Origin of the sequence: Shewanella sp. M16 (assembly GCF_018224605.1) — a bacterium.
GTDB classification, from domain to species: Bacteria; Pseudomonadota; Gammaproteobacteria; order Enterobacterales; family Shewanellaceae; genus Shewanella; species Shewanella oncorhynchi.
Genome location: NZ_JAGTUL010000012.1, coordinates 1 through 25899, shown reverse-complemented (window position 1 = coordinate 25899; position 25899 = coordinate 1). Strand labels below are relative to the sequence as shown.

Here is a 25899-nt window from a genome sequence, read left to right as displayed (position 1 = left end):
TCTAGGTCCCATCACCTCTATAGTTTAAACCGTTCCACTGAGCTGGTGAGTGAATGGGCAAGCAGAGTGACTTCGTTGCTGCGTTTGGCCATGTCCATAGCTTCATTGGCATTTTGGTCTGCAGATTGTGCCGCTTCACTCATGCTCGACTCAATCCGCTGGCTGTAATCTAACTGCTCGTGGGCGGCGTGGGTGATCTCTAGACTCATTTTATTGAGGGTATGTAAGGTGCTTTCTATGTGAGCGATAGCATCCTGCAGGGTTTGGCTTTGTCCGACACACTCATTTGCTTGATTTTGCCCCGTAGTAATTGCATCGGCTGCCGTGGACGTTTCTTTTTGCAGGGCCGTGATCATGGTTTGAATTTCGGCGGTAGCGGCTTGGGTGCGTGAGGCAAGTGATCGCACTTCATCGGCCACGACGGCAAAACCACGACCATGTTCCCCCGCTCTGGCGGCTTCAATGGCGGCGTTCAGTGCCAGCAAATTGGTTTGTTCGGCAATGCTGCTGATGGTGGTTAAAATGCTGCCAATATTATCGCTTTGAATGCTCAAGCGAGACATGACTTCAACTGAGCTACTTAAACGGGCGCTCAGTTCGGCAATTTTATTGCGATTATCATCGGCAATTTGCTTCACTTGATTACCGTATTTCGAGGCTTGACTGATTTGTCTCGCCGACTCACTGGCCTGTTCTGTCACTAGATTTGAGCTAGTAAACATCTGTTCTGCTAAGGCTTTCGTTTCATCGACTCGACTGATTTGCGCCGTTGCGGCATTGGCGATGCGCTGGCCTTGCTCATTGGTTTGGGTGGCAGAGCTGTCCAATGAATGGGCATTTTGGCTGATATTGGTTAACAGCTTGGCAAGATCGTCACTCAAGGTATTCATGTTATCGATTAGGGCACCAAATTCATCGTTATGACGTTTATGAATGCGTTTAGATAAATCCCCTCGGGCGATACTGGCGAGTGCGCCGTTCACTAAGGCCAAGGGATTGAGCATGGCCTTGGAGGTGAAGAAAGAGATAAAGCTCACCATGATGATAAATACCAGTGCTAGTACAATCGCTAAGGTTTGACCCTGTTGAATATCATTACTGGCAATGGTTTGCAGGCTGGTAAATCGGCGGTCGGCTAAGTTGATTAACTTATCTAAGGCGAGATTATTCGCATTAAACTCTTTATCGGCATCGAGGTAATGTTGCTCTGCTTGTCGTTGTGCCTCAACTACGGCTTCCTGCACTTTATAAAGTTCGGCAGGCGATGCGAGTAAGGTATTGATAATCGCATATTCTTGCTCGAATGTTTGCAGTAGGCCTAATGTATCAAGCCCATCAGTTTGTTGTTTTAAAAAGGTAAAGTTAGTGGTGAGATTTCCCAGTAAAATACCGACATCCTGTTGGTGCGATTGAATAACATCCAAACTTTGAGTGTGGATCAGTTCCCCCATAGTGTTGGCTAGCGTATAGAGCATGTCGTCAATGCGAGTACCTGTGCCGACAATTTCTTCGAGTAAAGTCGGATTATCGGGGATGGAAAGAGTTTCGAGATCAATCATCGCATTACTGGCGTTGGTCTTGGCATGGTTAAAGCGCTCAAAGAGTTGCAGGTACTGCCGTTTTGCTTGTTCATTGGCGAGTTTAGCGCTAAACATGGCTTGGCTTTGCTGCAAATAGGCTTGGTATCTTGCCTGCGCTTCGTTTAGGGATGTTTGCATCTTAGGTTGATCTGCAACTCGCTCAATTAACTCATTTTCGATACTTTGATATTTCTTCTGCAGCGCGGTAAATGCTTGCTGACTTTTGGTTAAGGCGGCAGTGTCTTGCTGACTATGGGCCAAGGTGGCAAGGCGTGACATTTTTAATAGCACTAGTTGTAAGCTATTACTCTGCTTTTGCACGGGTACGGCTAAGGTTTCAATATTTTGATAGGCGGTTTGTACTTGGGAGAGTGAATAGTAGAAAAAGCTACTACCAGCGATGAGCAGCGCGCCAATTGCACTAAAACTAAAGATGATTTTTTGTTTTATGGTAAGCGTTAACATAGTGCGAAAACCTCTTCTATGACTGTCCCTGTAAAATGGGTTTATTAATGGTTAGATCGCTGTTTTCGTTGAAATATTGATTTAAGTGTAGCAGAGTTCGTCATAAGTACAGTGATTAGTTCAATTGAACGTTTAGATCTAATTTAGGTTAACTAGTTGGTTTTATTATTTAAAATTATTTCAACCCTATCTTGAAAAGGATTAAAGATGAAATCAGTCGTGTTAGGTGAAAACCATATCGTACCGACAAAAATTCTCTGCATTGGGCGTAACTATGTTGAGCATATCCATGAATTAGGTAACGAAATCCCCGAGGATATGGTGGTATTTTTAAAGCCCAACTCGGCCATTTCGACTGTGCTTCATTCTGAGCATCAAGGGGAAACCTTGCATTATGAAACCGAGCTGTGTTTTATGTTTCAAAATGGCCGTTTCAGTAGCGTCGCCGTCGGTTTAGATCTCACAAAACGTGATTTGCAAACTAAGTTAAAAGCTAAGGGATTGCCTTGGGAGCGAGCAAAAGCCTTTGATGGTGCAGCGTTATTCAGTCCGTTTGTGGCGATTGATGATGCAGAGGCACAGCTGCATTTCACCTTGAGTATCAACGATAACTTGGTCCAAGAGGGGCATATCGATTTAATGATTTACAAACCTCAGAGCATATTGTCCGAGCTACAGGCATTTATCAGTCTCGATGAGGGCGATATTGTAATGACAGGCACGCCTAAGGGCGTGGGAAGTATTCCCGCTAAAAGTGTATTCAACGTGACGCTGAGCCGGGGTTTGCAAGCGAGTGCTGAGCCCTTACTCGAATGGCAATGGTTAAGTGTTTAGTGATAAATCGCTGAGTAGCTCGCATGATTGAACCTGATGACGTAAAAAAGACTGCTGTATTGCAGGTGTCAATTTGCCAGCCTCTGCAACAATTTTTGCTTGCGTTAGGGGCGAGTCAAGCTGCTGTTGAACGTTACTTACCACAGTTTAAAGCGTTGAACGTGCCGGCGGAAGAGGTGCTTCTTAGCCAAGGTGAGGCGCAGTCACAGGCATATTTTGTTGTGGATGGTATAGTGCGCGCTTGCCATTATACTCAGGAGGGCACAGAGCGCTGTAAGGAGTTTTATTTCGAGGGTGAATTGTGTTTTTTGTATGTCAGTTGGCTTAAGCAAATTCCCGCTCGTTACCAATTAGAAGCCTTAAGCGCCTGTAAACTTATCCAAATGCCACTATCCCTATTGGATGATACTTCGCTGCAGTCAGTGCAACTTGGGTTACTTAAACAGCAATTATTGTATAAAGAACAAAAGGAAGCCTTTTTACTGCTGCACACACCTGAGCAACGTTATCTGTATTTACGCGAACATTCACCACTTTGGCTTGAGCGGTTAAGCCAAGGTCAGCTAGCTAATTATATTGGCATTACGGCAATCAGTTTGTCGCGTATGCGTAGACGACTTCAAGACTCTCTTTAACGGTTTTTGCTCCCAGTTAACTTAAGTTAATGCGCTAAAGCGCGATTCCCATGATGCTGCGCCTTAAGTTGCGCTCTCAAGTCTACAAAGCTTTCAATCAGAGTGCGCATTATTACTTAAAGCGAAGGAGCTTAATAAGTTGACTGCGTTTACTTTGTCTCAAATTTTGGTGGCGATAGCCATTATCTTCGATCTGATTTCGTTTCAATTTAAGGCGCGGGAGCGGATAGTCGCCTGCCTTTTTGTGTCTGGCATCTTGATTTCAATTCATTTTTGTTTGCTGGAGCAATGGACTGCCGCAGGCTTAATGGGCATAGCCACAGTGCGTTATCTCACCAGTATTTTTACCACCTCAAAAGTAGCCCTATGGTGTTTCTCTATTGCTGCACTTGTGATGAGCATTGTGACCTTTAATGGGGTAACGACTGTGATCAGTTGTATAGGCACCTTGTTTCAAACCCGCGCCGCATTCTGTCAAAGGGATAAAGATCTCAGACTGCTTATGATAGTCGGAACCAGTTTTTGGCTCGTTCACAATGCCTTAGTGGGATCGCCTGTGGCAGTGTTAATGGAGGTACTCTTTATTGGCAGTAATTTGGTGGGCTATTATCGACACTATTTTCGTGGGCAGCTTAAGCAATTACCGTGATCAGTTTAAATAATCTCATTGATAATTAGAGATATTTATTTTTATAACGGCTAATCACAGGGGACTGTTGTAATCGTCGCTTGGCCGTCAATGTGAGGCTAATTCCAGTGTGGGTTGGCTCTGGAATGATTAGAGTCCCGCGACGGCTTCCATATCGAGTTCGATATCAGTGCAGCCTTTAGCACAGTAAATTCCTGCGGCTTGTTCTGCCTTTGCCTGCTCAGGCAATATGACTTTAAGTGTCTGTTTACAGCTAGGACATTGCACTGGCTTACCTTTAAATACCCGTTTAATCAGATTTTTCTGCTCATTGAACGAGGTCGCTGTGCTTTGGTTTAACACGGCAAAGGGGCTAGTAGAAGCAGTTGTCATCGGTTGGCGGATCCTTAGGCTTGATAAAGTATTATCACGAGACTGTCATCGCGAATAGCGAGATTATAGCCTGAGTTGCGCTGTTATTGAAAAGCCTCAATGTAAGCTCATGCTTAACCCATCGACCAGTGGTATTAATCGTCAATTAACGTATCGACCATCACATGTGATGGCCGACATTGTGCGAGAAACGACTAGAGGGTGTTTTGCCAAGTCGATGGGCGAGAGTAACGTGCGCCATCTTTGACTCTAGCGCGGATGTGTTTGACATCATTAAGCTTGAACGCTTGGCGGTAGCTTAGCCAAGGTCCTGAGTCGAGTTGGTATTCCAACTCGGCATTGGGATATAAGCTATTGAGCACTAACTGCTGATGTTCAACACGTATTCCAGGCGGTGCTATGCGGTAGAAAACTCCTGCTTTTGCTAACTTAGGTTGCACTTTATTGGCGTAAACTGCAGCGAAAACTTGCCAATCCTGTTTGAGGACTTGCTCGGCTTGGCCATTGAATTGGCGGGCAAAATGTTGAGTTTGCTGACTATAGATTTTACCTTGATAATCATAGGCTAATTCCCATGGTGCCTTATGCCATGCCCGTTCGGCGAGGGCGACCATGCGCGGGAATAACATGTATTCTGCTTGCTCGTCCGATTGCACCATTTCGCTCCAAAGGTGCCCCTGTAAGCCGTAAAACCTGTGTCCCGGTTTGAGCTGGCTGTGGCTATCGTCCGACACAAATGGCTGATTTAAGCTATTGCGCCAGCGCTCGGCATGTACAGGCAGATTATCGGGCATAAAGCTAAACACCTTAAAACTGTCTATTGCCCTCGAGGCCCAATGATTGCCGCGCTCATCTGGATGGCTAGCGTAGGGGAAATCGAAATAGGTGACTTCTGGCGTTGAGATAACGACCTTCCAGCCAAGATTTGCTTGCTTATGGGCGATTTGATGGCCGTTGTCTGAAATCTGCGACCAAGCGTTAGATTGCACTTGGGCGGGCATGTTTTCGGGACGCACTTCACCCATACCATCATTCCAACCAGCGGCAATAATCCCTTTCTCTGCCAGCATGTTAGCAACGCGCTCGATAAAGTAACCATTGAGCGAATGCAGTCCGGCTAACTCATCGACTTTTTGTTTTTTCATTGCGATACACGCAGGGGATTCTACCCAAGCGCCTGCGGTTTCATCGGCGCCTATGTGGTAATGCACTAAAGGAATGCCTACGGCTTGGTGCATCTTTTTAACTTCATCAATCACAGTATCGATAAAGTGATAGGTGCTCGGCAGACACACATTGAGTGTGTTGTCGTGGTAATACTGAATCGACGAATACTGGGTTTTATCGGCAAATTCAGTCAGTAAAAACTCCTCCGCCTTAGTTTTGTCTCCCTTGGCGAGGTAATGGTGATAACGCGCCTCCATGGATTTTATTGCGGCGCGTGAATGCCCCGGCATGTCCAGTGAAGGGATCACTTCGATGTGGTGAGCATCTGCCAGTTGTAATATTTCTTGGTATTGCGCCACGGTTAAGTAGCCATCGACGGGGTTTACGTCCGCTATGCCGCTGCCCAGTTGTGGCAATAAACAGGTTTGCTCGGTTAAATCGAAACAGCGTTTTGCACCCACATCGGTCAGTTCAGGTAAGCCGGGGATGGCTAAACGCCAACCTTCATCGTCGGCTAAGTGCAAATGCAGCTTATTGATTTTATAGGCGGCGAGCTGTGGGATAATGCGTTTAATAAAATCGAGCGAGTGAAAGTTACGAGCTAAATCGATATGTAGGCCGCGAAAGGCGTAGCGAGGCTGGTCTTGAATATCGATGGCGACCAGTTGATCGTCACTTAAACTGATCAACCCAGCTAGGCTCTGTAGGCCATAAAAGAGTCCCGCTTCACTGCTCGCTCGAATACTGATTTGTTCAGCCGTTATGGTTAACCGATAGGCTTCGCTGCTTTTAATTTCACTATCATGGGCTCCAGTGCTTGCAACTTTAGGTGCTTGAGTATCGAGTTGCAATAATAGCGGCGTGCCTTTGTCCTTGGCCGAAAAGCCTAAAGAATCGAGGTAATCAAATGCCGCCTGCCGTCCCTTAAAATCGACAGTTGCAGCCGTGAGTCGATAACCTTTAGCAAGGGATAAAGGCGCTGAGTTTAGGCTTTGGCTATGAAGTGGCGTGGGGATGAGTTTGCCGCTAATGTCAGGTGCTTTGTCTGCGGCTAAGGCTTGATATTGCTCTGCTAAATATTGGCCATCGGCAAAGGGGGTTGCATCGTTTTTTGCCAGTAAGAATTGTTTCTCTGCATTAAAAGGCGCCAGGTAGTCTTGCTCGGCTAAACCTGTTTCTTTATCGCGCCTTGTTTGAGTGCTCTTTATGACCTGCGCCTTATCGCCCATAGCGACAAAGAAGTTTGGCATAAACTCGGAACGGGTGATTTGGCTGCCTTTGCTATAAAACTCAATACGATAAACCTGATCGGCGACGAAGCCCTTAAAGCTGGCTTTAGGAGTGATTTTATGTAAATCGCCATTGATATGCTCAATGCTAAAGTCACCCGCATCGACGAAATAAACGGGCGATAATTGGCTGAAATAAATTTGCCAGTCGCCATGATTTAGCTCTTCGTTAGATAACTTGTCGTTGGATAGCTGAGTGGGCAGGGTTAGCTCAATGGCGGAGCGATAGCATTGGGCTTCTTTAGCGGGACAGGTTTCAAGATAACTAGCGGTTAGCTGATAATTTAATTGGAGATTATCGGCCAATTGATTCAGCGCGACATGATTTGCCTCCTGCACAGCATTGGCGGCCTGTACTGATGGCATCGCAAGTATTGAAAGCACCGACGCCACGGGAAGCACTGCCATCACGCCGCTGACTAAGGCCGTCTTAATCCTCTGCCACTTTATTATCCCTTTCTGTGTTATTTGTCCTTTCACTTAGCTGAGTCCTTTTGTTGTAAAAACCACTGCGCGGCACCTATGAGGGCAGCATTGTGATGTTGGCTGGCTGAAATCGTCAAGTCTGTCAGTTGCGGGCCATAGACTAAGCTTTGCAATTTCTGTTTAAGCGCTTCAATAAAAAAGGGAAAGCTTTGGCTGACTGAGCCGCCAAGGATGATATCTTTGGGATCGTATACCAGTAAGGTTTGGGCGATCATGTGCGCCAAGTGTTCGCCAAAATGGGCGAAGGCTTGTAGCGCTTGGCTGTCACCTTCACAGGCTTTTTGGTACAAATGCTCGCCACTCATTTGATGATGAACGGTGAAGTATTGCCCCGAGCAGTAGTGCTCAATAATGCCATCGCGATAACTCAAACTGCCGATTTCACCTGCGGCGCAATGTTTACCCGAATACAGCTGACCATTAAAAATCACCCCAGCGCCTACGCCAGTGCCTAAGGTAATCCCGAGCATGTCTTGATTGCTGTTGAGCACAGCTTCGCCAAGGGCAAAGAGGTTAGCGTCGTTATTCACAACAACATCCATTTCAAAGGTATTTTGCAGTTGCTGGGCTAACTGCGTTGCCGTCAGCGCAGGGATGTTGAGCACTTCGAGTAAAGTGCCGCTCTGCATATCCACCATGCCGGGTATCCCGATGGAAATACCATAGGTTTCAGGCGTGAGGTGGCTGTGGATACAGGTCACGAGGAAATCGAATAACTGTTCGAAATTGCCATCGGCGGGAACGGGATACCGCCAAGTGTCGAGTAAGGTTTTACCTTCCACCTGTGCCAACATCAGTTTAGTTCCCCCAAGATCTAAACATAGGACGCTCATAATAGCTTGTTGCCTCTCGTGTTGTTTGTTGCCATCGGCTCGTCATTCTTTGAGGCCGCTTTTGTTGAGAATAGGGTGGTGTTTTTAATCAAGGGACGAGCCGTTAGGGCGACATAACCTATGTAAGCCATAGGGATTAGCAGCACTAACATCCCGAACCGTAATTCGCCGGACAGCTCACTGATAACACCAATGATCGGCGAGATAAACGCGCCGCCGATAATGCCGGTACAGAGAATGCCGGCGAATGATCCATGATCTTGAGTGCGCGAATTAAGCGCCAGCGAGAAGATCACCGACCACATGATAGAAATGAAAAAGCCAACCAATGGGAAACAAATTAATGTTAGTTGGCTCGGTCCCCAAATCGCCACCAGAAAACAAACCAGTGAACTAAGGGAAAAACTGAGCAGCAAGATCTGACTGTCGATAAGTTTAAGTAGCAGTAAACCGAGTAGGCAGCCGAGCGTCATGTAAAACCAAAAATCGCTAACCACATTGGCGCCGACACTTAAGGTATCAAGACCATGATATTGCGACAAAAATACTGAGATACTGTTAGCAAGTCCTTGCTCAAGCGCAACGTAGGCGGCGATAGCGAAGAAGAATTTCAAAACAGTTTTATCTTTGAAAAGGCGTAAATGGGTCTCTAGAGCACCCGCCGACTCATTTGCCAGTTTATCCACTTTGGGCATCTTCACTAGGCTGGCAAAGAGCACCATGGCGAGCGCGACCACGGCAAATAACCAGTACATGGCGAGCCAACTCATGTTCTCTGGCAATAGCTGTTGCACATAGTTGGCGGATGCTGCACTTGCTTGATCTAAGGCGACAAAATGCTGATATACCAGCGGCGCTAAGGTCGCGGCGCCGCCAAAGGCGAGTTGGGCTAGAACAGAGAAAAAGGCAAAATGCTCTGGCCCCGCAGCTTGTCGCAATAAGGGATTGACTGCCACCTGCAATAAGCTCATGCCAGTGCCAATACAAAACAGGCTAAACATAGCGATGCTAAAGGTAGGGAAACACACAAAAGTGACGGCGCCGATAAACGCGAGGCTAAAGGCTAAGATGATCACCCGCTTTTCACCGTACTTGTCTACTAAAATCCCCGCAGGAATCGATGTCACGCCGTAGGCGATAAAAAATGCAAAGGGAAACAACCCCGCCAACGTCAGGCCGATAGTATAACTGTCAATTAACGCAGGGAAAATCGGCCCCATGCTGTTGGTCATCAAGGAAATCACAAAGAAAGTGCAGAGGACAAACAGAATGATGAGTTTGTGTTTCATGTGCTTTGCCAATTGAATTAAGTGAAATTCATTGTGGCTTGACGCTCGCCTTGGTGGTGATACGAATGGTGCCTCTGTCGATACTTTTCTCACATAGTCAAATCGTGTTCGCGCTGATTGGGCTGATTTACATCAGGTGCTGTAAATACTTGCTGTAGATAGTGGGCAGCAGATAGCTGCTGCGGATGAGCATAGATAAAACGGTGTTTTAGCCTCTGCTGATAACCTGTTTACTTGTAAAATAGTTACCTTTAATTAACATTGGATAGAATAGTATTGGAGTAGCAGAGTTGAGTATCACTGTGAGGCTGGCTTGCTATAGACAATAGTGCGCGTGGCACTGCTATTTCGCCGCGCTGATAGGTCAAGGCTGGCATTAAAAATAAGGTCTAAGTAATTGAATAATTTAACAGGTTGGCATAACGGCTAGCTTGAGTGAATGGCGTTGAACTATAAGAGCTGATTGAAGCTAAGGTAAAGGAATGAGCAACTGGAGTTTAATGGATGAAACCTCTGTGTGAAAAAGTGATCCCCGATGAAAACAGCTCTTGGCGTTACTTTCGTTATGAATGGGACCACATGGATCTCAATTGGCATTATCATCCCGAGTACGAAATCTGCTTAACCCTCAACAGTTATGGTATGCGTTATGTGGGCGACCATATTGCCCGCTATGGCGATTATGATTTAGTGATCATAGGTCCCGACATGCCCCACGGCTGGCAATCCGAGGCGAACCTTGGTGTTTCAACTGACGAGATATCAAATGGCAACGCGCTAAAAGACGACACTTCGAATGCAAGAGTGCAGGAAGTTGTTTATGTGGCACAAATTCCAGCGGTCTGGCTACACCAAATTGTGAATGAGCAACGTGAGTTAGCGTCTTTGCATTCACTTTTGACCCATGCCAAACGAGGTGTGTTGTTTAGTGAGGAAACGGCGCGTAAGGCCCATAGTGTGTTTATCGAAATGGAGACGGCCAATCCTTTTAGACGCTATATTTTGTTATTGGAATTATTAGCGTTATTACAACAGGATAGTCAGCAAGAACTCTTGTCGAGCACCTTGTTTACCCACGGTAGTAAACTCGACTTTACCGTGAAAAAGCTCGATAAAGTGATTGAGCATATTTATGACAATTACACTCAGGCCTTGTCGGCACAGGATTTGGCAAAGTTAGCGCACATGAGCACCAATCATTTCCATCGATTCTTTAAAAAACGCACCGAGAAAACCTTAACTGAGTTTATCAATCAACTCAGGATAGCTAAGGCGTGCAAGTTACTGCTGTCAAATCAAAGCCCGATATCAACCATCAGCGATCAGTGTGGTTTCAACAACTTATCCAATTTTAATCGGCGTTTTATTCAATTTAAAGGTGTCACGCCGAGTCGTTTTCGTCAGTGCTTTAGCAGTAAACAAAGGGCAATTTAACCATTCTTATCACGGATGCTTAGGCTGAAAATACTGCTCCACTAAGGTTTGGCTGTAGCGTATCGCTTGCGCTGTGATCTCCGCTGAAATCGGCTCAAATGGGCGCTTCAGTTTTGGGTCGCGGTAATCCATTCCCGCTAACAGCGCATACCAAGAAGGGCGAAAGTAGGCGAGTTGCTGATCGTATTGGTAAAGCAGTAAATCAAAGTCTTCCCCTTGATACCAAGCTTGCAATAGTTGCGTCAGCCTTTGGGAAATGGTGACTTTTCTCGCCGCCAACCAATAGGGTTCGCTGCGCTGGCTGGTGACATAATGGGCCTGAATATAATCCTTTATGCCGAGCACTAACTGCATGACCGCCTGATTGAGTGTTTGTCGACTTAAGGTCTCTGCCTGCTTATTCAATTGATAGCGCTCGAATAACGACATAAATTTTTCAAGGGTGAATTGGGTCATCATGATCGACGTGGCTTCGAGCGGTTCGATAAAACTTTGCGCAAGTCCTATCGCCAGCACATTGTTGTGCCAAGCCTTGTCACTGACACCGACCCGCATCTTGAGAAACCGTACTTGGGTTGATTCAGGCAGATTAACACTGTGCAATAATTCCTTGGCAGCGGCATTGGCACTGAGGTGGCGACTGCTATAAACATAGCCATTGCCAAGCCTGTGGGTTAGGTGGATTTGCCATAGCCAGCCCGCACTGAGCGCCGTGGCGCGGGTATGGAACTTGGCTTGCTGTGTTTGAGTGGAGTCCATTAATGCAGGAACAGGAACAGTGACGGCGCTGTCGTTGAGCAGTTCATTGGCGAAGGATTGAAAGGGTACGCCTAGGGTTTTATGAATTAACTTAGCGCTAAAGCCGCTGGCATCGATAAAAAAGTCGGCGTTAAGTCGTTCGCCATTCGCCAGCATTAAGGCGTCTATATGTTGGTTTTGGGTTGTTGAAACTTCAATGACATCGCCGATGAGGTGTTTTACGCCGCGTTGGCAAGCGTATTCTTTTAAGTAGTTGGCAAGTTCAGTGGCATCGAAGTGATAGCCGTATTCGTTAGCGTAGGGCAACGCTTTATTCGGCCTTGGGCTGAGATTGCGTTTCGCCAGTACGCCGCTGGAGAAAAACGCATCGGGTTTTACTGCGCTGCCATGACCGCGGCGTCTTGCATTGGCGTTGATAAAGAAAACCTCGGCGGGTTTCACATCCAGTTGAAAATAGAAGGGATGAAAGTATTGCTGCCCATCCCCATTCCAGTTGATAAAATCGATGCCGGTTTTATAGCTGGCGTGGCATTGTTCCATCCAATCTTTTTCGCTAATGCCTAAGTTGTCCATAAAGCGTTTCAAGTGTGGCGTTGAACCTTCACCAACGCCTATGGTGCCTATGTTGTCCGATTCCACTAAACAGAGTTCAATGGCGGCAAATACGGGGTTATTCGCGAGGGCTGCCGCTGCCATCCAACCTGCGGTTCCACCCCCTAAGATAATGATTTTTCTGATGGCTTGCTTCACTTTCATGGCTTATCCCCCTCTGCATTATCAACGCAAAAAGCCGACCCTAAGGTCGGCTATGGTGTGATTCAAAATTAAAATTTGTAACTGGCACCGACGAAATAACGTGAACCAAATTCGATGGTGTTTTGGGTTAATCCGTATTTAACATCATAGGATTGCACCACTTCATTGGTTAAGTTAACCCCTTCGAGTGAGATATCTAAGTTCTCCATTGCATGCCAAATAATCGAGGCATCCACTTGTTGATAGCTGTCGTTTAACACGTTTTGAATATTACCCACGCCTAAGTATTCTGAACGCCAGTTATAGGCGATACGGGCGCTGAACAGATCATCTTCGTAGAAGAGTGAGCCGTTGAAGGAGTTTTCTGACACACCTTCAATCATCTGCTCGGTGCCATCGGGGCGCGTGCTCTTACTGTCAACATAAGTGTAGTTGGTTAAGAAGCCAAAACCGCTTTCAAAGTTATGCTGTAGCTGGATTTCAAGCCCAGTCACTGAGCCGCTGCCGCCGTTGGCAGGAGCTGTGACGCGGCATTTATCCCACTCGGATTCTGACGCGCCGCAACCTTCAATATACTGAGTCGACTCAGTGACAAACACTACGTTATCAATATCTTTGTAGAACAAGGCCGCCGACAGCATAGAAGATTCAGTGAAGTACCATTCGATGCCAAGGTCGGCTTGGTTCGCCTTATAGGGTTTTAAATTGGGATTACCGCCGGTCGCAGTACCAAAGTTTTTCGCTATGGCTAAACCGGGTTTAAGGTCGCTGTAGTTGTTACGTGCCATCACGGAAGAGGCCGAAGCACGTAGGATTAAATCTTCTTGCAGATCAAAGGCGACGTTGATGCTCGGTAGCCAATTATCGTAATTGACGGATTCATTGTAGGGCTTGCCATCGGCAAAACCAGTTGAGGTTTGGTCTGTGTTAACGTAACGCAAACCAAAGTTGCCACGATAGAATTCGCCGCTAAAATCCGCTTGGGCGTACACGGCCAACATATCCTCTTCGACAGAGAAGGTGTTACCGAGATCGGCGACTTCCACTAACTCGCCATTGGCGTATTTCTCGCTGATAAACGCCCACCATTTGTCTTCATCTAACTTGGCATAGGAGTCGAGTACATTGCCGCCACTCTGGGAATGCAGGCCAGACAGTACGCCATCGCTCCAGTTGGCTAGGTTGCCATTGGGCACAAAACCTAGGATTTCTGAGGGGTTACGGTTGAAGGCATTACGCTCGAAATCACTGGTGTTGTACTTAATCCCGCCCGCAATTTTATTAATAAAATCATGATCGAGTTGATATTCGAAGTCAGACTGTGCGTAGGTGACTTTATGATCTTGCACTGTGGTTTCGTAGTTGGCTTCTTGCGCATGCTTGAACTGGCTAGCATCGTTGGCATCTAGGCTCGTCAGCACCACTTGATAGGGACCTGTGGCATCGTAACTAAAGCCACCATCGACACTGCCTTGACCATTAGGGAAGGCGGGATCGCCAATTTTGCCGCCTTGGTCCGTCGCAGGGATCCACCAAGAAGATGAGCCGCCTTGGGTGCCGCCATCTGAGGTCGATTGGCCAATGACGCCGCTAAGGGTGAAACTGTCCCCGACGTATTTTCCGGTTAAGTTGAGTACGTCAGACTTCATATTGACCGCGTGGCGTACCACAGGGTTATAAATAATCGACGCATACGCTGGCAGAATCGTTGCCGATGCTGTGCCGCCTTGGGCGTTATTTACTACGTTGGTGGAGCCCGAACCGCGGGCGCCAACGGTTAAGAAGTTATGGTTTACGTGGGGGATATCGAGTTCAAAATTAAAGTAATCTAAGGTGAACTCTGTTTTTTCAGTCGGTGCAAATTGCAGTGTAACTTGGGCACTGGTCCGTTCACGTTCGGCTCTAAATGCTTGTGAGCCAATCCCCCACGCCCCTACAGTTGATTCTTGGTTTTGTGCAGGATCAGCGGAAAAGTACTCATAGTAACCGCTGAGCGATTCTAATACATGCCGACCACTGGTGAGTTTTTCTACTGAGTAAGCGCCTAAAATACCAAATTTTTCATCATCATTTTTCCAGCTTCCAACGAAAGATCCACTCGGATCTGTTTCATCGTACAGGCTGCTTTGGCTCAACTCACCCGCCACTTGATAAGTGTGAGCATCGAGATCTAAGGGCTTACGGGTTTTGAGATCGACAGTGCCGCCCAGCGCACCTTCTTCAAGGCTAGCGGTTGGCGTTTTGTGGACTTCAACCGCACTGACTTGCTCGGCTGACAATAATTCCATGTTGAAGGTACGAGTGGCAGGACCAAGATCATACCAAGAGGTACTGGCAACGGTTTGACCGTTCAGCAAAATACGACTCTGTTCTGGCGCTGTACCACGAATGGTGACCCCACTCACTTCACCGTATTGCCTATCGACCGTCACCCCAGAAATTCGCTGCAGCGCATCACCGATATTTTTATCGGGAAACTTACCGATATCTTCCGAGGTGATAGCATCGACCGTGGAGTCGGCGAAGCGTTTGGTATTCATTGAGGCTTCAATCGAGCGACGTATGCCGCGTACTTGGATTACCTCAATATTTTCTGCGGTTGCCTCTTGTTGCTCCGCCGCGATTGCGGTTGAGCTCATCCCGAACAAGGCGTTAGCGATACATAATGCGAGCAAAGAGCTCTTAAATAATTGACCTTCTGACATGTTATTGCATCCCTGTAGTGCTTTTGTGTTGTTTTTTTCTCCAGTTAACTTACCTGTTATCGAATTGTTGATGCGGTACTTTTCACACTAGGATTGGTATTTTTCTATTGTCTTTGAAACCTTGGGTAAGAGGATGGTTAACTGGGTGCAAAGGCAGGATTTATCGACTTAGCGTAGAAAAGTATGGCTTGTTGCTAGGATGGTATAACTAATGCTGGTGGGATTACTCACTATAGATAAGCTAAACGGATGAGTGAACTCGCTGTCTACAGGTTATGAATTAACCAGTGCGTAAAGAGAACTAACTTATTCATCTTTAAACATTATTTATAGGATGAAATCATGAAACTGAAATCGATAGCCGTTGCAGTTGGGCTTTGTGTTGCGAGCTTGAGTACTGGCTTAAGTGCGGCCTACGCCAGCGATAAAACCATTTACCTTACCTTTGATGATGGTCCAATTGACGCGACCTTAGGGCTGTTAGATGCGTTAAAGGATGCCAATATTAAGGCAACGTTCTTTATTAATGCGTTTCATATGTATGGCGAAGGGGATGAAAACGAGGCGTTAGCGGCAGTCGCCCTACAACGTTTGCTAGACGATGGTCATATTCTGGCAAACCACAGTTACGATCATATGCTGCATAACTGCACTGATGGCGTGCAATCTGGCGCGGCATATTGTAATCAAGTTGGACTCTGGCCTGTAAAATCCTATCAAGATGCGGCCACCGATTTCACCTATTTTGTGACGAACACGGCCAAAGTGGTTGAGCTTATTCCTAATGCCGCCAGTTATCCCAATAACAAGATGACTAAGTTGGCACGTTTGCCTTACACCAATGGTTGGCGAGTGACCAGTAAACTCAAAGGCGACGGCTTGTGTGCGACATCCGATACTGTGCCGCCTTGGGATCCTGCTTTTGCTTGTACTGCAGAAACCTCGACCAACAGTTCGCAAGTTGCGGTGCAAATTCAAAACATGCTCGCCGAGAGTGACTATAAAATATTTGGCTGGGATCTAGACTGGGGACCAGAGGATTGGGGGGTTGCCTTTCCTGCTGAATCTATGGCCGATGGGGTTGAGCTGGTGGCAAAAGTCAATCAAGTGATTAACACCTGCGCAGGAACGACGATGAATCCGCTTAACAGTCGTACGCAGAACTTAGATTGTAGTGATGGTTTACATAACGGGAAAGTGGTTATCTTGACCCACGACTTCCTGTTTGAGAATGCTCACCGCGGACAAGGTGCAACCATCAACTTGCCTAAAATTAAGCGTTTTGTTGAAGAAGCTCAACGTCAAGGATATCGTTTTGATACGCTAGATAACTATGCCCCTGCTTGGCAGGATCAGCATAATTATCAACTACCTGAGTTTGTGTCCTATCAAGATAAAATCTATTCTTTAGTGCAAGCGCATTTCTCCCAAAGCAATTGGCAACCAAGCCAAACCCCAGCCTTGTGGAAAAACGAAAAGTAGTGATGTATTGGGCTGAGTATTTACTCGGCCCATCATATTGGTCGAGTAAAAGGCATGTTGCTGAACTTAGCCTGACAAAATTCAAAATAGCGGCATTTTTTACACTTTACCCACTTCGCTTTAACTCAGTATCTGTAATACTGCTCCGACATTGATTTGAAGTTTATCGGTGTTAGAAAAGTAGCGCATAACGAGCGCGATTGGGGAGAGAAGATGAGTACGTTTGTAAAATTAACCATAGCGGCAACCTTAGTGGTATTAGCCTTACTTGCTGCGGGTATTTACCGTTTCAACATGACCAATGATGATATTTATATGGTGATGGAAGATGGACAGGTGATGCAATACGATGAAGCCATGGCGCATGAAAAAACTCAGGCTCAGGCGAATGAGATCGAAACTGTGACACCTTTTGAGGTAAAGCCTGTGGCGAATGCATCGGAAGTGATGCTCAAACTCTTTAGCTTAAATACCGCCAATCCTGTTGAAATAACGCTGCCTGAGGGCGGCAAGTCCGTTGCACTGACACATTTTATTAAGATCAAGCAAACAGAGTTTGCTATGGGCGACTACCAAGATGGTGAGGTAAAAGGTCGAGCATTACTCGATTACTTGCGCATTACACCGTTAAATTTCGATCCCGCTCTAGAGCCGGACACCCAAAGTGACGCACCGATTCAAGATGATCCTAAAATGCAAACTATGCCCTTTGTGGCGCCCTTTATTGTGACGACTCAAGGTTCAGGCGTATTTTGGTATCTTGGATTGTTTAATCTGGATTTTAAACACAATAGCTTGAAACACTTAGGCAGTGTCATGCTTGGCGATCGAATCGAAGTGGATAGTATTGAACCTGTTTATCCTTTTGAAGCCCCATTCAAAATTGCTGTGACTTATCGCGATAGAGCGTCTGACCAACCTATGTCTGAAAGCCCTGAAATAGTCAAAACCATAGAGATGGTAGTGAGTGAGACCAGCATACATAAGTAGCGTGTAAATGCCATTATGGATCTACGCAGGCTTATGCTAAGTTGTTTTTCGGTCTGTGGGTGATGTTTGCTTCAATAGCAAGCGTTAGCAGGTAATAGGTCAGCATAAGATTTCGACAAGGAGAGTGTCATGCAAGTTAGCAAAATCACTGGGAAATTTGATGTTAAGCTCACTCCTGATAGCCCCTATGCTACTGGTATTGGTGGTGTGACGTTAGGACGTATGGGCTTAGATAAAACCTTTTATGGTGAGCTTGAGGGTCGCAGCAAAGGGGAAATGCTCAGTGCTATGACGTCAGTCAAGGGCTCAGCTGGCTATGTGGCCATTGAACAAGTGGTTGGTAATTTGTGCGGTAAGCAGGGCAGTTTTGTATTACAACATTTTGGCATTATGACCGATGGACAAAATCGTCTGATCTTAGAAGTGATACCCCATTCTGGGGCGGGGGAGTTGCTGGGGTTAACTGGCACTATGACCATCAATATTGAGAATGGCCAACATTTTTATGTATTCCAGTTTGGCTTTGAAGCTTGAGTAACGCCTGCGTTTTAGCTCAGTTTTCTGTAACTCTTCTCCTTTATGATCATTCGAGTCATCTGAATTCACCCTTCTTAATTTAAGCGAGTAAGTCTTTTCGATTGGGTCTGAAAATGGGCATAAAAAAACCAGCTGAGGCTGGTTTTTTTTGATTCTTTTTTCATAAAGCACTATCGAACCTTGAGTCTAGATCTGTGTGCTGTTACTTAAAATACGTTTAATTTAAAAAATGCCGTTGTCGCGAGAGTTAAGACACTTTTTTAACAACTTTAATTTTATCAACGACCTTTTTCACATCGTCGGTATTTTCGGCAATTTTCAGTGCTAGTTGACGTTCTGCATCGCTGGCAACTTCACCTTTCAATGTGACTATGCCATTGGCAACATCCACATTAATTTGGGTGCCGGATACGTCAGTTGAAAACAGTAAACGTGTTTTGATGACTGTGGCAACTTTAGAGTCAGTTAAGGTGGCAACAACTTCACTGGTGCCTTCTTTTTCATTCATCACAGTGAGTTGGTTATCGACATCTTTCACCCCATCTAAGCTCTTGATGAGCTCTGTGGCGAGGGCTTTATCCACACTGCTTTCCACTTTACCTGTTAACGTCACTTTACCATCTTTGACATCTGTAATGATGTCGAAGGAATTGAGATTCGTGTTGAGCAGTAAAGTGGTTTCTGCTTTACCATCGATCCACGCATCCTTGGTTCCGCCTTTCCAATCTTGGGCGGCGGCCACATTTAAACTGATTGAACCGACAAGTAAAGCCACTAGTACTGATGCTGTTGTAGTTTTCATAATCATATCCTCCGTTGTTTTCTCGAAGCTAGATAATGCGCCAATCGTGCCAATGTTTTTAAAGTTATGATTTTTAATGGTTTAATTGTTTTTTCTGGCGTTTTTATACCTTGGCATTTTCCTTTAGGTCGGTCTTTTTTACCGACAAAATGTAATTTTTTCTGGCATGCTGAGCCATCATTCGAGCATAAAAAACCGCACTCATCAGTGCGGTATTATGTCTGTAGTAAAAGTGGAGGGGAGTCGGTTAAATATGGCTCACTTAGCGACAGGAAATTAATGGTGATTGAGCGATCCCGTACCGTCGTAACTCATTTGCAGCCAAGCGGCGCCCTCTGCAAGTTGGTTTGCAAGTTGTGGCTGATGCGCTTGCCTTACTGCTTGTTTTATTTGGATTAGCACTTGCTGCTCTATGTCGACAAGGGCGGTCATAGCCTGCGAAATTTGGCACTGTTGCAGCAATTCTGTTGCTTGAGTATAAGTGACGGGCACGGTGTGACTTAGGCCATTAATTGGCTCGTCAGCCAAACGTCTCAGCTGTTCAAACCGAGTTAACATTCGTTGGTGGATGTTAGCTTTGGCGGAAAAAACACGCTTAAGATTATAGTCTTCGACATACCTCCTCGCTTGGTTGTAAAATGTGAGTCCTTCTTGATTCAGCTTGATGATTTCATCGATCAACATGATATCGGCGCGGATATCAGTCTGATGTTGCACAACATTAGACTTCATTATGGGCCTCCTAATGCCAGTGTTCGACATAGATTGTTTAACTGCTTGGGTAAATTGATTTCGTTTCGTTCAGCTACCATGCATATTCTGTTCTCGTTTTTAATGATATTTTAACAGGCTGATTTTTAGACTGATATTCTCAGTTCATCGAGATATCATCTTAGAACATCGGCAACTATTACCGTTGCTGTTGTTAAAATTTCATGGCTGACATACAGTAGTTTTTCATACAGGGAGTAGATACGCATGGCTCGACTGACACTTTTTTATCACTTGCAGGATGTTGGCGCCGAGCAAGCAATCATCGAACTTGCTGGCGCTGCTGACTTTAATAAGCTACGCAGTGTCGATGACTTGCCTTGGATAGAGCAGCTTGGGGCAAATCACGTCGATGTTGCCATTATTGAGTTATCCAGTCTTAGTCGTGAAGATTACCTTGTGCTGCTAGATAATGCGGCCATGTCAAATATTGAGTTTATTTTTCTCTCCGATGGTCAGCCAAATCCTAATCTTGATCAGTTAATGTCTCATTTTGCTGGTTACCACTTTCGCAAACCTTACGATATGCCGCTAATCAGCGAAATTTTTGCTGATTTTGCACAGTATTTAGCATCATCGCCTAATCGACTACATCCTTTTGCTAGCGAGCTAGACCAGTACGGTTTGCTTGTTGGTTCATCAGCTCCTATGCACAAGCTATACCGCACAATTCGTCGCGTCTCTGCTACAGGCAGTAATGTGCTGATTATTGGGGAAAGTGGGGTCGGGAAAGAACTGGTTGCTAATACCATACATCTTGCCAGCCCTAGGGTAAACGAGCCTTTTATTGCAATTAACTGTGGTGCATTAAGCCCTGAATTGGTCGACAGTGAGCTGTTTGGTCATGTCAAAGGTGCATTTACGGGGGCGAATCGCGATCACAAAGGCGTATTTGAACAGGCTGAAGGCGGAACCTTATTTCTCGATGAAGTCACCGAAATGCCGATTGATCATCAAGTGAAGTTACTCAGAGTGTTGGAGAATAGCGAGTATCGTCCTGTGGGTGGCGACAAAGTGCAACGTGCAAACGTACGTATTGTGGCAGCGACTAACCGTGATCCCATAGTGGCGATAGAGGCTGGGTTATTTCGAGAAGATTTGTACTTTCGTTTGGCTCAGTTTCCCATTCGCGTTCCACCCTTACGGGAACGTGGCGAGGATATAATTGGGCTTGCGCAGCATTTTCTTGCCTATCGTAACGTGGCCGAAAAGCAGAATAAGAGCTTAGCTGAAGACTGTATTCAGATGATTGCTAAGTACCCTTGGTCTGGTAATGTGCGCGAATTAAAACATGCAATTGAGCGAGCCTATATTCTGGCCGATCAGGATATTTTACCCAGCCATTTACAGCTACCTCAGACGAATGAAGTGGGTTTATGTGGTGGTGAACAAGTTGTTATCCCCCAAGGCATGCGCTTAGATGATTTAGAGAGAATCGCTATTTATCAAGCACTAGAAACCACTCAAGGTAATAAAACGGATACCGCCGAACAACTGGGGATCAGCGTTAAAACCCTCTACAACAAGCTCAGCAAGTACGAGCAGCAAGTCGAGACCGGTGAAACGACTGCTGAATAAACATTAATTATCAAATTAATATTGAAACAGAGCCAAACTTTATACTCTTTTTTTTGTAAATAATAACTCCTATTCTACAGCCCTTAAACAGAAAAAGCGGAGATAGAATATGAAACACTTATTAACAACAGCATTATGGCTTTCTTTGACAGCCAGTAGTTTTGTAAACGCCACCCCAGCAGTAGGAAGTCTTGAAACAGTCGCTGAATTGCCAATACGACCTGGCAATGTCAGCGTCACTGCACAAGGTCGGATTTTTGCCACAGTACATCCATTTGATACACCATCAGGTTTGCAATTGATTGAAGTTAATCGTGAGACCAACGCTTATAAAGCTTGGCCTTCAATGGATTTGCAAAAAACATCGACAGCCAATACTGCTCAATTTGATACCTTATTAGGTATTGCTCAGGACAAGGCTGGACACCTCTGGACCGCAGATATGGGGTTAGAATTAGGCCAGACAAGGATTTGGGGATTCAATATTAAGGACGGCAGTCTATATAAACAAATCGTCCTACCACAAGCTCTCGCGCCTAAAGGCAGCTTTATGCAGGATCTGGTTGTCGACTATCAAAAAGGCTGGATTTATTTAGCCGATATCGCCAACCCTGGCCTCTTAGCGGTGCGTATCGACGATGGTCATACAATACGTTTTTCTGGTCATAGCTCGCTGCAGGCCGAAACGGATGCAGTAATGAACATAGATAACAAAACAACATTGTTTAATGGCAAAGTTGCCAGTGTAGCGGTCAATCCAATCAGTTTATCTGCCGACGGAAGTACACTCTATTATGGTGCAATGAATGGCACTCACTGGTATCAGTTATCGACTGCGGCTTTACAAACAGGCAACGATGATAAAATTATCGCCACGGTAAAATTAGTCGGAGCTAAGCCTGTATCAGATGGCGCAGCAACGTCCAAACAAGGTAATCATTACTTTACCAATTTGAACCACAATGCCATTTCCATGCTAGATAACAAAGGCACGCTAACAACAGCGGTCAGTTCTCCACTACTGGATTTTCCAGATAGTGTGCAATTTGGTGAAACAGGCTGGTTATATATTTCAGTGAATCAATTGCATAAAGCAAAAGCCTTTAATGGAAAAGCCGAAACAGCCAAACCGCCTTACCGTATCATGCGACTCTGGACCGGTGAGGATACTGCTGCGGGTCAATAACACCTTAGCTGCAACTGCAAAGTTGCAGCTTATATTTGCAGTATGAGTTATATCGCAACTGTTATTTACGTTGATGTCAGTCTTTGGTTTAACTCGAAAGCGTCTAGAAATGAGTTAGGTGTTAATTATGCAAACTATCAATGCCTCTTATTGTTACTGGCACAGGTCAATATTGAATGGTGAGATAATTTTTGGAACAAGGAACAAGTTCAGTGAAATTCAAACAACCTTCTAAAAATGCATTTTATATTCAAACTCTGAGTACTCAGTACCGACCTCTATTATGGCTGTTTGCTGCTGGGTTATTACTGCTTGGTTTACTCTGCGCCAGAGCAACCTATTTACAACCCGATCCGATACTACAGCTCGTTCTCGGCTGGGTAACACTGTTTCTATTGTTACCCGTGTTACCGACTGCGTTTGTTCAGCAACAGTGTTGGTTAGATGCTGAGCAACAGCAATTGTGGCTCGGTAAAGGTTTCTTCAATGGGAGGTATGTGGGATTGTGGCGGTGGCGTTCCTATGCTTTTTCGGACATCAAAGCAGTGCAACTTTATCAGCTGCAAATCACCCGCTGGCATCAGATCAGCCGCAATCGCCAAACGGAAGATACTGTCCAACATTATCTGGCTTATTTAGAATTGCACCAGCCCAACGGTGCTCAATTGATATTGGGTGACAGTACTGATAGAAAGGAATTACAACAAGTTCTACAGCAATGTGCGCAGGCAATAGACTGTAAATTTCAGGATTTTAGTAACACCACTCAAAAATCACTTCCCAAAGGTAGTGAATTTAATTTCATGCGGGTACTGATTCTGCTGGTTATATTTATTTTGTTGAATATTTTATATTTTTTGTTCGTTCTATAAATGCTCAGTCATCCAGCCTAAAAGTTAGGCTGGATGTCCTCCACAACGATCACTCATCTTGCTCAGTGGTTTCCTGATAAGGAACAAACACTTTAAGAGATGCTGGCTGGACTTCAATAGTGAGATCCGCTGGCTCAAATACTTCACCATCAATCACATATTTACACTTAGGCTGGCTGCTGATAGTGACCTTTTTAGCATGGGCATGATGGACTTTACTTGCACTCGCTTGTTGATCTCGCACACTCTTATTGCCTTCTTTTACCCATCCCGCAATCGCTAATTCAGCGAGGCTAAGCAACTGCTCTTTGGGTTCATCGCCAGCATCCAACCAAGTAATGTCGAGCAAACCGTCGGTCATGTTTGGTTCGCCATCGCCCTGCGCCAACACGCTGGTAAACGGTGCGGCATTGGCAACGATTAGGCTATGGGTCGTTAATGTTGTGGGTTTTGCATCATCTAAGCTGAGTTGGATGGTTAAAGTGATATCGGCATTCACTGCGCGCCATAAGCCATCGAGGTAGGCAAACTGGCCGAGAGCATTTTTACGCTCACGGTTTGCGGATTCAATCATTTGTTGCTCAAACCCTATGCCTACAAGCAACAACACTAACTCCTCATTACAACGCGCGGTATCAATGGCTTGGCAATGCCCTTGAATAATATTATCCAGCGCCTGAGAGATAGGAATAAGCTTACTGCCTAAACCAAAGAGGGCATGGCTGAGGGCATTAGTTGTGCCAAGAGGAATGATGCCTAAGACGATATCCGTATCAACGATTTGAGAGGCCACTTCAGTCACAGTACCATCGCCACCACAGGCGATAATGATATCAGCGCCTGCATTACGGGCTTGCTCGGCGAAGACATTTGCGGTTTCGTCTGCTGTTGTGAGTTTTAAAGTCAGGTCAAAATAGGCTTTGAGTTCATCTTGGATTTGCTCGCTGTATTCTTGCCATTTCCCGCCACCAGAAACTGGGTTGGCGATAATCCACGCCACTTTGTGGATGTTAATTTTCCCTTGACTAAGCATGCGATCGAGCGCGCGTAATTGCCATTTGTTTAAGCCAGCGGTTTTGCGGATTTGCTTTATCTGCTGCAGTACTTCGGCGAAGTGCTGTTGTTTATCTTTACAAACCAAATAAGCGGCGAGTACCAGCACTGAGCGGCCACGACCCATAGCACAGTGAATTAGTACCTGTTTATTGGCGCGCACTTGGCGGTGCAGCCAGTTAACGGCTTGATTGAGTTGGGCGCTGGTCGGTACGCTATGGTCGAGGATGGGAATATTTAAATACTCGATATGATCTTCAAATTGCGACCAATCTAAGCCATCAAATTCAGCGGTGACATCCAGAATGGCAGTGATCTTATTGGCTTTAATCGTTTCCAGATCTGCGGAAAAGAGTCTACAGCCGAGATACAGATGTTCATCAATCCTTTGCATGGGCGGTACTGAATCGTATTTTCTGGCCCAGTGGTTATAGAGTCGACTGCCTAATAAAAAGGGAATAAAACCCCAACGAATATACCAAGGAATAGTGCCATCTTGGCGTTTTCTAAAAATACTGGCGAGATTAAACCAATAGGCTGAACCGACTAAAAACAGTGACAGACTTGTCCATGCACAAATAAAAGTGAGCAGGGGAGAAGTGTCTGTTACTGCAAAATAGGCTAACAATACTGCACCTGCAGTGTACAAATATTTGATGTGGATCTTCGTTAGCATGCAAGTCCTCCAATGCCATTGTTCTTGGTTAAAATCGTTGCACTTGAATGGATAGATGTCGAGATGAGAGATGCAGAAATGAGCGAGTCTAAACCAAAAGGGTGGCAGTAGACGAGTCTATTGCCACCCTAAAGTCAGGTTTGTTTAGCACTTAGTATCTTTAGCTTTAACACCTTCTTTGACTTCTTCACAGGCATCTTCGATGGCGTTACCTGTATCAGTCATTACTTCATCGATTTTTTCGCCTGCGTCTTCGGCTTTGTTATCACTACAGGCTGTTAAACCTAGGGCGAGTAATAATGCGAATGCTGCACTTGTCATCAGGGTAAATGGTTTCATATCTATCTCCTTTTCTAAAAAAATTATAGTCGCGGTGATTTACCCTTAAGGGCATTGATCAGCAGAGAAATCACTAATAACACAATAAATATGAAGAAAATGATTTTCGCTATTCCCGCCGCTGCGCCAGCAATCCCAGCAAATCCTAACAACCCGGCAATCACGGCAACAACTAGAAATACTAATGTCCAACCTAGCATAATAACCTCCTGCCCTTGTTTTAATCCTTCTCATGACCGTTTGTGTCACTTGTAAGGTAACGGCTAATGGCTCTTACTTGATTGCGATCTTAATGCCAACTTTAAAAATTTTAAGTAGTTAATTGATTTTAAATATAATTTAAATCATTTTATTTAAAAT

Annotated in this window: 22 protein-coding genes; 10 read left to right on the top strand and 12 right to left on the bottom strand. The window is 45.4% G+C overall.

Annotated features, from left to right (window positions below):
* Positions 1–17: 17 nt before the first annotated feature.
* Positions 18–2045 carry a methyl-accepting chemotaxis protein gene (locus tag KFE26_RS10050; protein WP_212600315.1) on the bottom strand — a complete coding sequence of 676 codons (2028 nt, stop codon included), beginning with the start codon at positions 2043–2045 and terminating at the stop codon, positions 18–20.
* A gap of 207 nt (positions 2046–2252) precedes the next feature.
* Here KFE26_RS10050 and KFE26_RS10045 point away from each other — a divergent pair, with 207 nt between their 5' ends.
* The 3 genes from KFE26_RS10045 (at position 2253) to KFE26_RS10035 (ending at position 4163) form a co-directional block, all read left to right on the top strand.
* Positions 2253–2879, top strand: coding sequence for a fumarylacetoacetate hydrolase family protein (locus KFE26_RS10045; protein WP_168823256.1), 627 nt, complete (start codon positions 2253–2255; stop codon positions 2877–2879).
* Between the two features lie 23 nt (positions 2880–2902).
* Entirely contained in the window at positions 2903–3514 is a 612-nt protein-coding gene (locus KFE26_RS10040) for a Crp/Fnr family transcriptional regulator (protein ID WP_168823254.1), read from the top strand.
* A gap of 139 nt (positions 3515–3653) precedes the next feature.
* A complete protein-coding gene (locus tag KFE26_RS10035) occupies positions 3654–4163 on the top strand; it encodes a YgjV family protein (RefSeq protein WP_028760654.1) in 510 nt (169 codons plus the stop codon).
* Positions 4164–4292: 129 nt separating this feature from the next.
* On the opposite strand, the gene KFE26_RS10030 is transcribed toward KFE26_RS10035, so the two are convergent.
* From KFE26_RS10030 to KFE26_RS10015, 4 genes are all read right to left on the bottom strand, one after another.
* The gene (locus KFE26_RS10030) at positions 4293–4535 is read right to left on the bottom strand and encodes a hypothetical protein (RefSeq protein ID WP_168823252.1); all 243 of its coding nucleotides are present in this window, start codon (positions 4533–4535) and stop codon (positions 4293–4295) included.
* A 194-nt stretch (positions 4536–4729) separates the two neighbouring features.
* Positions 4730–7471, bottom strand: a complete 2742-nt coding sequence (locus tag KFE26_RS10025; RefSeq protein ID WP_212600313.1) for a family 20 glycosylhydrolase — start codon at positions 7469–7471, stop codon at positions 4730–4732.
* Complete coding sequence (locus KFE26_RS10020; protein WP_212600312.1) at positions 7468–8310, bottom strand: ROK family protein; 843 nt, start codon at positions 8308–8310, stop codon at positions 7468–7470. The genes KFE26_RS10025 and KFE26_RS10020 overlap by 4 nt, the downstream gene beginning before the upstream one ends.
* On the bottom strand, positions 8307–9599 hold the full coding sequence (locus KFE26_RS10015; protein WP_212600311.1) for an MFS transporter: 1293 nt from the start codon (positions 9597–9599) through the stop codon (positions 8307–8309). The genes KFE26_RS10020 and KFE26_RS10015 overlap by 4 nt, the downstream gene beginning before the upstream one ends.
* Before the next feature lie 504 nt (positions 9600–10103).
* Here KFE26_RS10015 and KFE26_RS10010 point away from each other — a divergent pair.
* Entirely contained in the window at positions 10104–11033 is a 930-nt protein-coding gene (locus KFE26_RS10010; RefSeq protein WP_212600310.1) for an AraC family transcriptional regulator, read from the top strand.
* Between the two features lie 9 nt (positions 11034–11042).
* Here the strand turns inward: KFE26_RS10010 and KFE26_RS10005 are convergent, their stop codons facing one another.
* Together KFE26_RS10005 and KFE26_RS10000 are read right to left on the bottom strand one after the other, a co-directional pair.
* Positions 11043–12548 (bottom strand): tryptophan halogenase family protein, encoded by a 1506-nt coding sequence (locus KFE26_RS10005; RefSeq protein WP_212600309.1) that lies wholly within the window; start codon positions 12546–12548, stop codon positions 11043–11045.
* A 68-nt stretch (positions 12549–12616) separates the two neighbouring features.
* On the bottom strand, positions 12617–15253 hold the full coding sequence (locus KFE26_RS10000; RefSeq protein WP_212600308.1) for a TonB-dependent receptor: 2637 nt from the start codon (positions 15251–15253) through the stop codon (positions 12617–12619).
* A 342-nt stretch (positions 15254–15595) separates the two neighbouring features.
* Here KFE26_RS10000 and KFE26_RS09995 point away from each other — a divergent pair, with 342 nt between their 5' ends.
* The 3 genes from KFE26_RS09995 to KFE26_RS09985 all read left to right on the top strand — a co-directional run bounded on the left by KFE26_RS09995 (position 15596) and on the right by KFE26_RS09985 (position 18259).
* A complete protein-coding gene (locus tag KFE26_RS09995; RefSeq protein ID WP_113941063.1) occupies positions 15596–16735 on the top strand; it encodes a polysaccharide deacetylase family protein in 1140 nt (379 codons plus the stop codon).
* A 213-nt stretch (positions 16736–16948) separates the two neighbouring features.
* Positions 16949–17725, top strand: coding sequence for a hypothetical protein (locus KFE26_RS09990; protein ID WP_105249748.1), 777 nt, complete (start codon positions 16949–16951; stop codon positions 17723–17725).
* 129 nt (positions 17726–17854) lie between these two features.
* Entirely contained in the window at positions 17855–18259 is a 405-nt protein-coding gene (locus KFE26_RS09985; RefSeq protein ID WP_168823236.1) for a DUF3224 domain-containing protein, read from the top strand.
* Between the two features lie 250 nt (positions 18260–18509).
* On the opposite strand, the gene KFE26_RS09980 is transcribed toward KFE26_RS09985, so the two are convergent.
* Positions 18510–19064 (bottom strand): BON domain-containing protein, encoded by a 555-nt coding sequence (locus tag KFE26_RS09980; protein ID WP_105249747.1) that lies wholly within the window; start codon positions 19062–19064, stop codon positions 18510–18512.
* Between the two features lie 276 nt (positions 19065–19340).
* Positions 19341–19796, bottom strand: coding sequence for a hypothetical protein (locus KFE26_RS09975; protein ID WP_028760642.1), 456 nt, complete (start codon positions 19794–19796; stop codon positions 19341–19343).
* Between the two features lie 246 nt (positions 19797–20042).
* Here KFE26_RS09975 and KFE26_RS09970 point away from each other — a divergent pair, with 246 nt between their 5' ends.
* The 3 genes from KFE26_RS09970 (at position 20043) to KFE26_RS09960 (ending at position 23471) form a co-directional block, all read left to right on the top strand.
* Positions 20043–21413, top strand: a complete 1371-nt coding sequence (locus KFE26_RS09970) for a sigma-54 interaction domain-containing protein (protein WP_028760641.1) — start codon at positions 20043–20045, stop codon at positions 21411–21413.
* 109 nt (positions 21414–21522) lie between these two features.
* Positions 21523–22599, top strand: coding sequence for an L-dopachrome tautomerase-related protein (locus tag KFE26_RS09965; RefSeq protein ID WP_212600307.1), 1077 nt, complete (start codon positions 21523–21525; stop codon positions 22597–22599).
* A gap of 212 nt (positions 22600–22811) precedes the next feature.
* Positions 22812–23471 carry a hypothetical protein gene (locus tag KFE26_RS09960; protein ID WP_212600306.1) on the top strand — a complete coding sequence of 220 codons (660 nt, stop codon included), beginning with the start codon at positions 22812–22814 and terminating at the stop codon, positions 23469–23471.
* A gap of 49 nt (positions 23472–23520) precedes the next feature.
* On the opposite strand, the gene KFE26_RS09955 is transcribed toward KFE26_RS09960, so the two are convergent.
* From KFE26_RS09955 to KFE26_RS09945, 3 genes are all read right to left on the bottom strand, one after another.
* A complete protein-coding gene (locus KFE26_RS09955) occupies positions 23521–25200 on the bottom strand; it encodes a diacylglycerol kinase family protein (RefSeq protein WP_173245895.1) in 1680 nt (559 codons plus the stop codon).
* Positions 25201–25344: 144 nt separating this feature from the next.
* A complete protein-coding gene (locus KFE26_RS09950) occupies positions 25345–25539 on the bottom strand; it encodes a hypothetical protein (protein WP_028760637.1) in 195 nt (64 codons plus the stop codon).
* Positions 25540–25562: 23 nt separating this feature from the next.
* Complete coding sequence (locus tag KFE26_RS09945; protein WP_028760636.1) at positions 25563–25739, bottom strand: DUF1328 family protein; 177 nt, start codon at positions 25737–25739, stop codon at positions 25563–25565.
* Between the last annotated feature and the right edge of the window lie 160 nt (positions 25740–25899).

Excerpts from the sequence above, each read along its gene's own strand:
- KFE26_RS10050 (WP_212600315.1), bottom strand. The coding sequence starts at position 2,045 with ATGTTAACGCTTACCATAAAACAAAAAATCATCTTTAGTTTTAGTGCA.
- KFE26_RS10045 (WP_168823256.1), top strand. The coding sequence starts at position 2,253 with ATGAAATCAGTCGTGTTAGGTGAAAACCATATCGTACCGACAAAAATT.
- KFE26_RS10040 (WP_168823254.1), top strand. The coding sequence starts at position 2,903 with ATGATTGAACCTGATGACGTAAAAAAGACTGCTGTATTGCAGGTGTCA.
- KFE26_RS10030 (WP_168823252.1), bottom strand. The coding sequence starts at position 4,535 with ATGACAACTGCTTCTACTAGCCCCTTTGCCGTGTTAAACCAAAGCACA.
- KFE26_RS10020 (WP_212600312.1), bottom strand. The coding sequence starts at position 8,310 with ATGAGCGTCCTATGTTTAGATCTTGGGGGAACTAAACTGATGTTGGCA.
- KFE26_RS10015 (WP_212600311.1), bottom strand. The coding sequence starts at position 9,599 with ATGAAACACAAACTCATCATTCTGTTTGTCCTCTGCACTTTCTTTGTG.
- KFE26_RS10010 (WP_212600310.1), top strand. The coding sequence starts at position 10,104 with ATGAAACCTCTGTGTGAAAAAGTGATCCCCGATGAAAACAGCTCTTGG.
- KFE26_RS10005 (WP_212600309.1), bottom strand. The coding sequence starts at position 12,548 with ATGAAAGTGAAGCAAGCCATCAGAAAAATCATTATCTTAGGGGGTGGA.
- KFE26_RS10000 (WP_212600308.1), bottom strand. The coding sequence starts at position 15,253 with ATGTCAGAAGGTCAATTATTTAAGAGCTCTTTGCTCGCATTATGTATC.
- KFE26_RS09995 (WP_113941063.1), top strand. The coding sequence starts at position 15,596 with ATGAAACTGAAATCGATAGCCGTTGCAGTTGGGCTTTGTGTTGCGAGC.
- KFE26_RS09990 (WP_105249748.1), top strand. The coding sequence starts at position 16,949 with ATGAGTACGTTTGTAAAATTAACCATAGCGGCAACCTTAGTGGTATTA.
- KFE26_RS09985 (WP_168823236.1), top strand. The coding sequence starts at position 17,855 with ATGCAAGTTAGCAAAATCACTGGGAAATTTGATGTTAAGCTCACTCCT.
- KFE26_RS09980 (WP_105249747.1), bottom strand. The coding sequence starts at position 19,064 with ATGAAAACTACAACAGCATCAGTACTAGTGGCTTTACTTGTCGGTTCA.
- KFE26_RS09975 (WP_028760642.1), bottom strand. The coding sequence starts at position 19,796 with ATGAAGTCTAATGTTGTGCAACATCAGACTGATATCCGCGCCGATATC.
- KFE26_RS09970 (WP_028760641.1), top strand. The coding sequence starts at position 20,043 with ATGGCTCGACTGACACTTTTTTATCACTTGCAGGATGTTGGCGCCGAG.
- KFE26_RS09965 (WP_212600307.1), top strand. The coding sequence starts at position 21,523 with ATGAAACACTTATTAACAACAGCATTATGGCTTTCTTTGACAGCCAGT.
- KFE26_RS09955 (WP_173245895.1), bottom strand. The coding sequence starts at position 25,200 with ATGCTAACGAAGATCCACATCAAATATTTGTACACTGCAGGTGCAGTA.
- KFE26_RS09950 (WP_028760637.1), bottom strand. The coding sequence starts at position 25,539 with ATGAAACCATTTACCCTGATGACAAGTGCAGCATTCGCATTATTACTC.
- KFE26_RS09945 (WP_028760636.1), bottom strand. The coding sequence starts at position 25,739 with ATGCTAGGTTGGACATTAGTATTTCTAGTTGTTGCCGTGATTGCCGGG.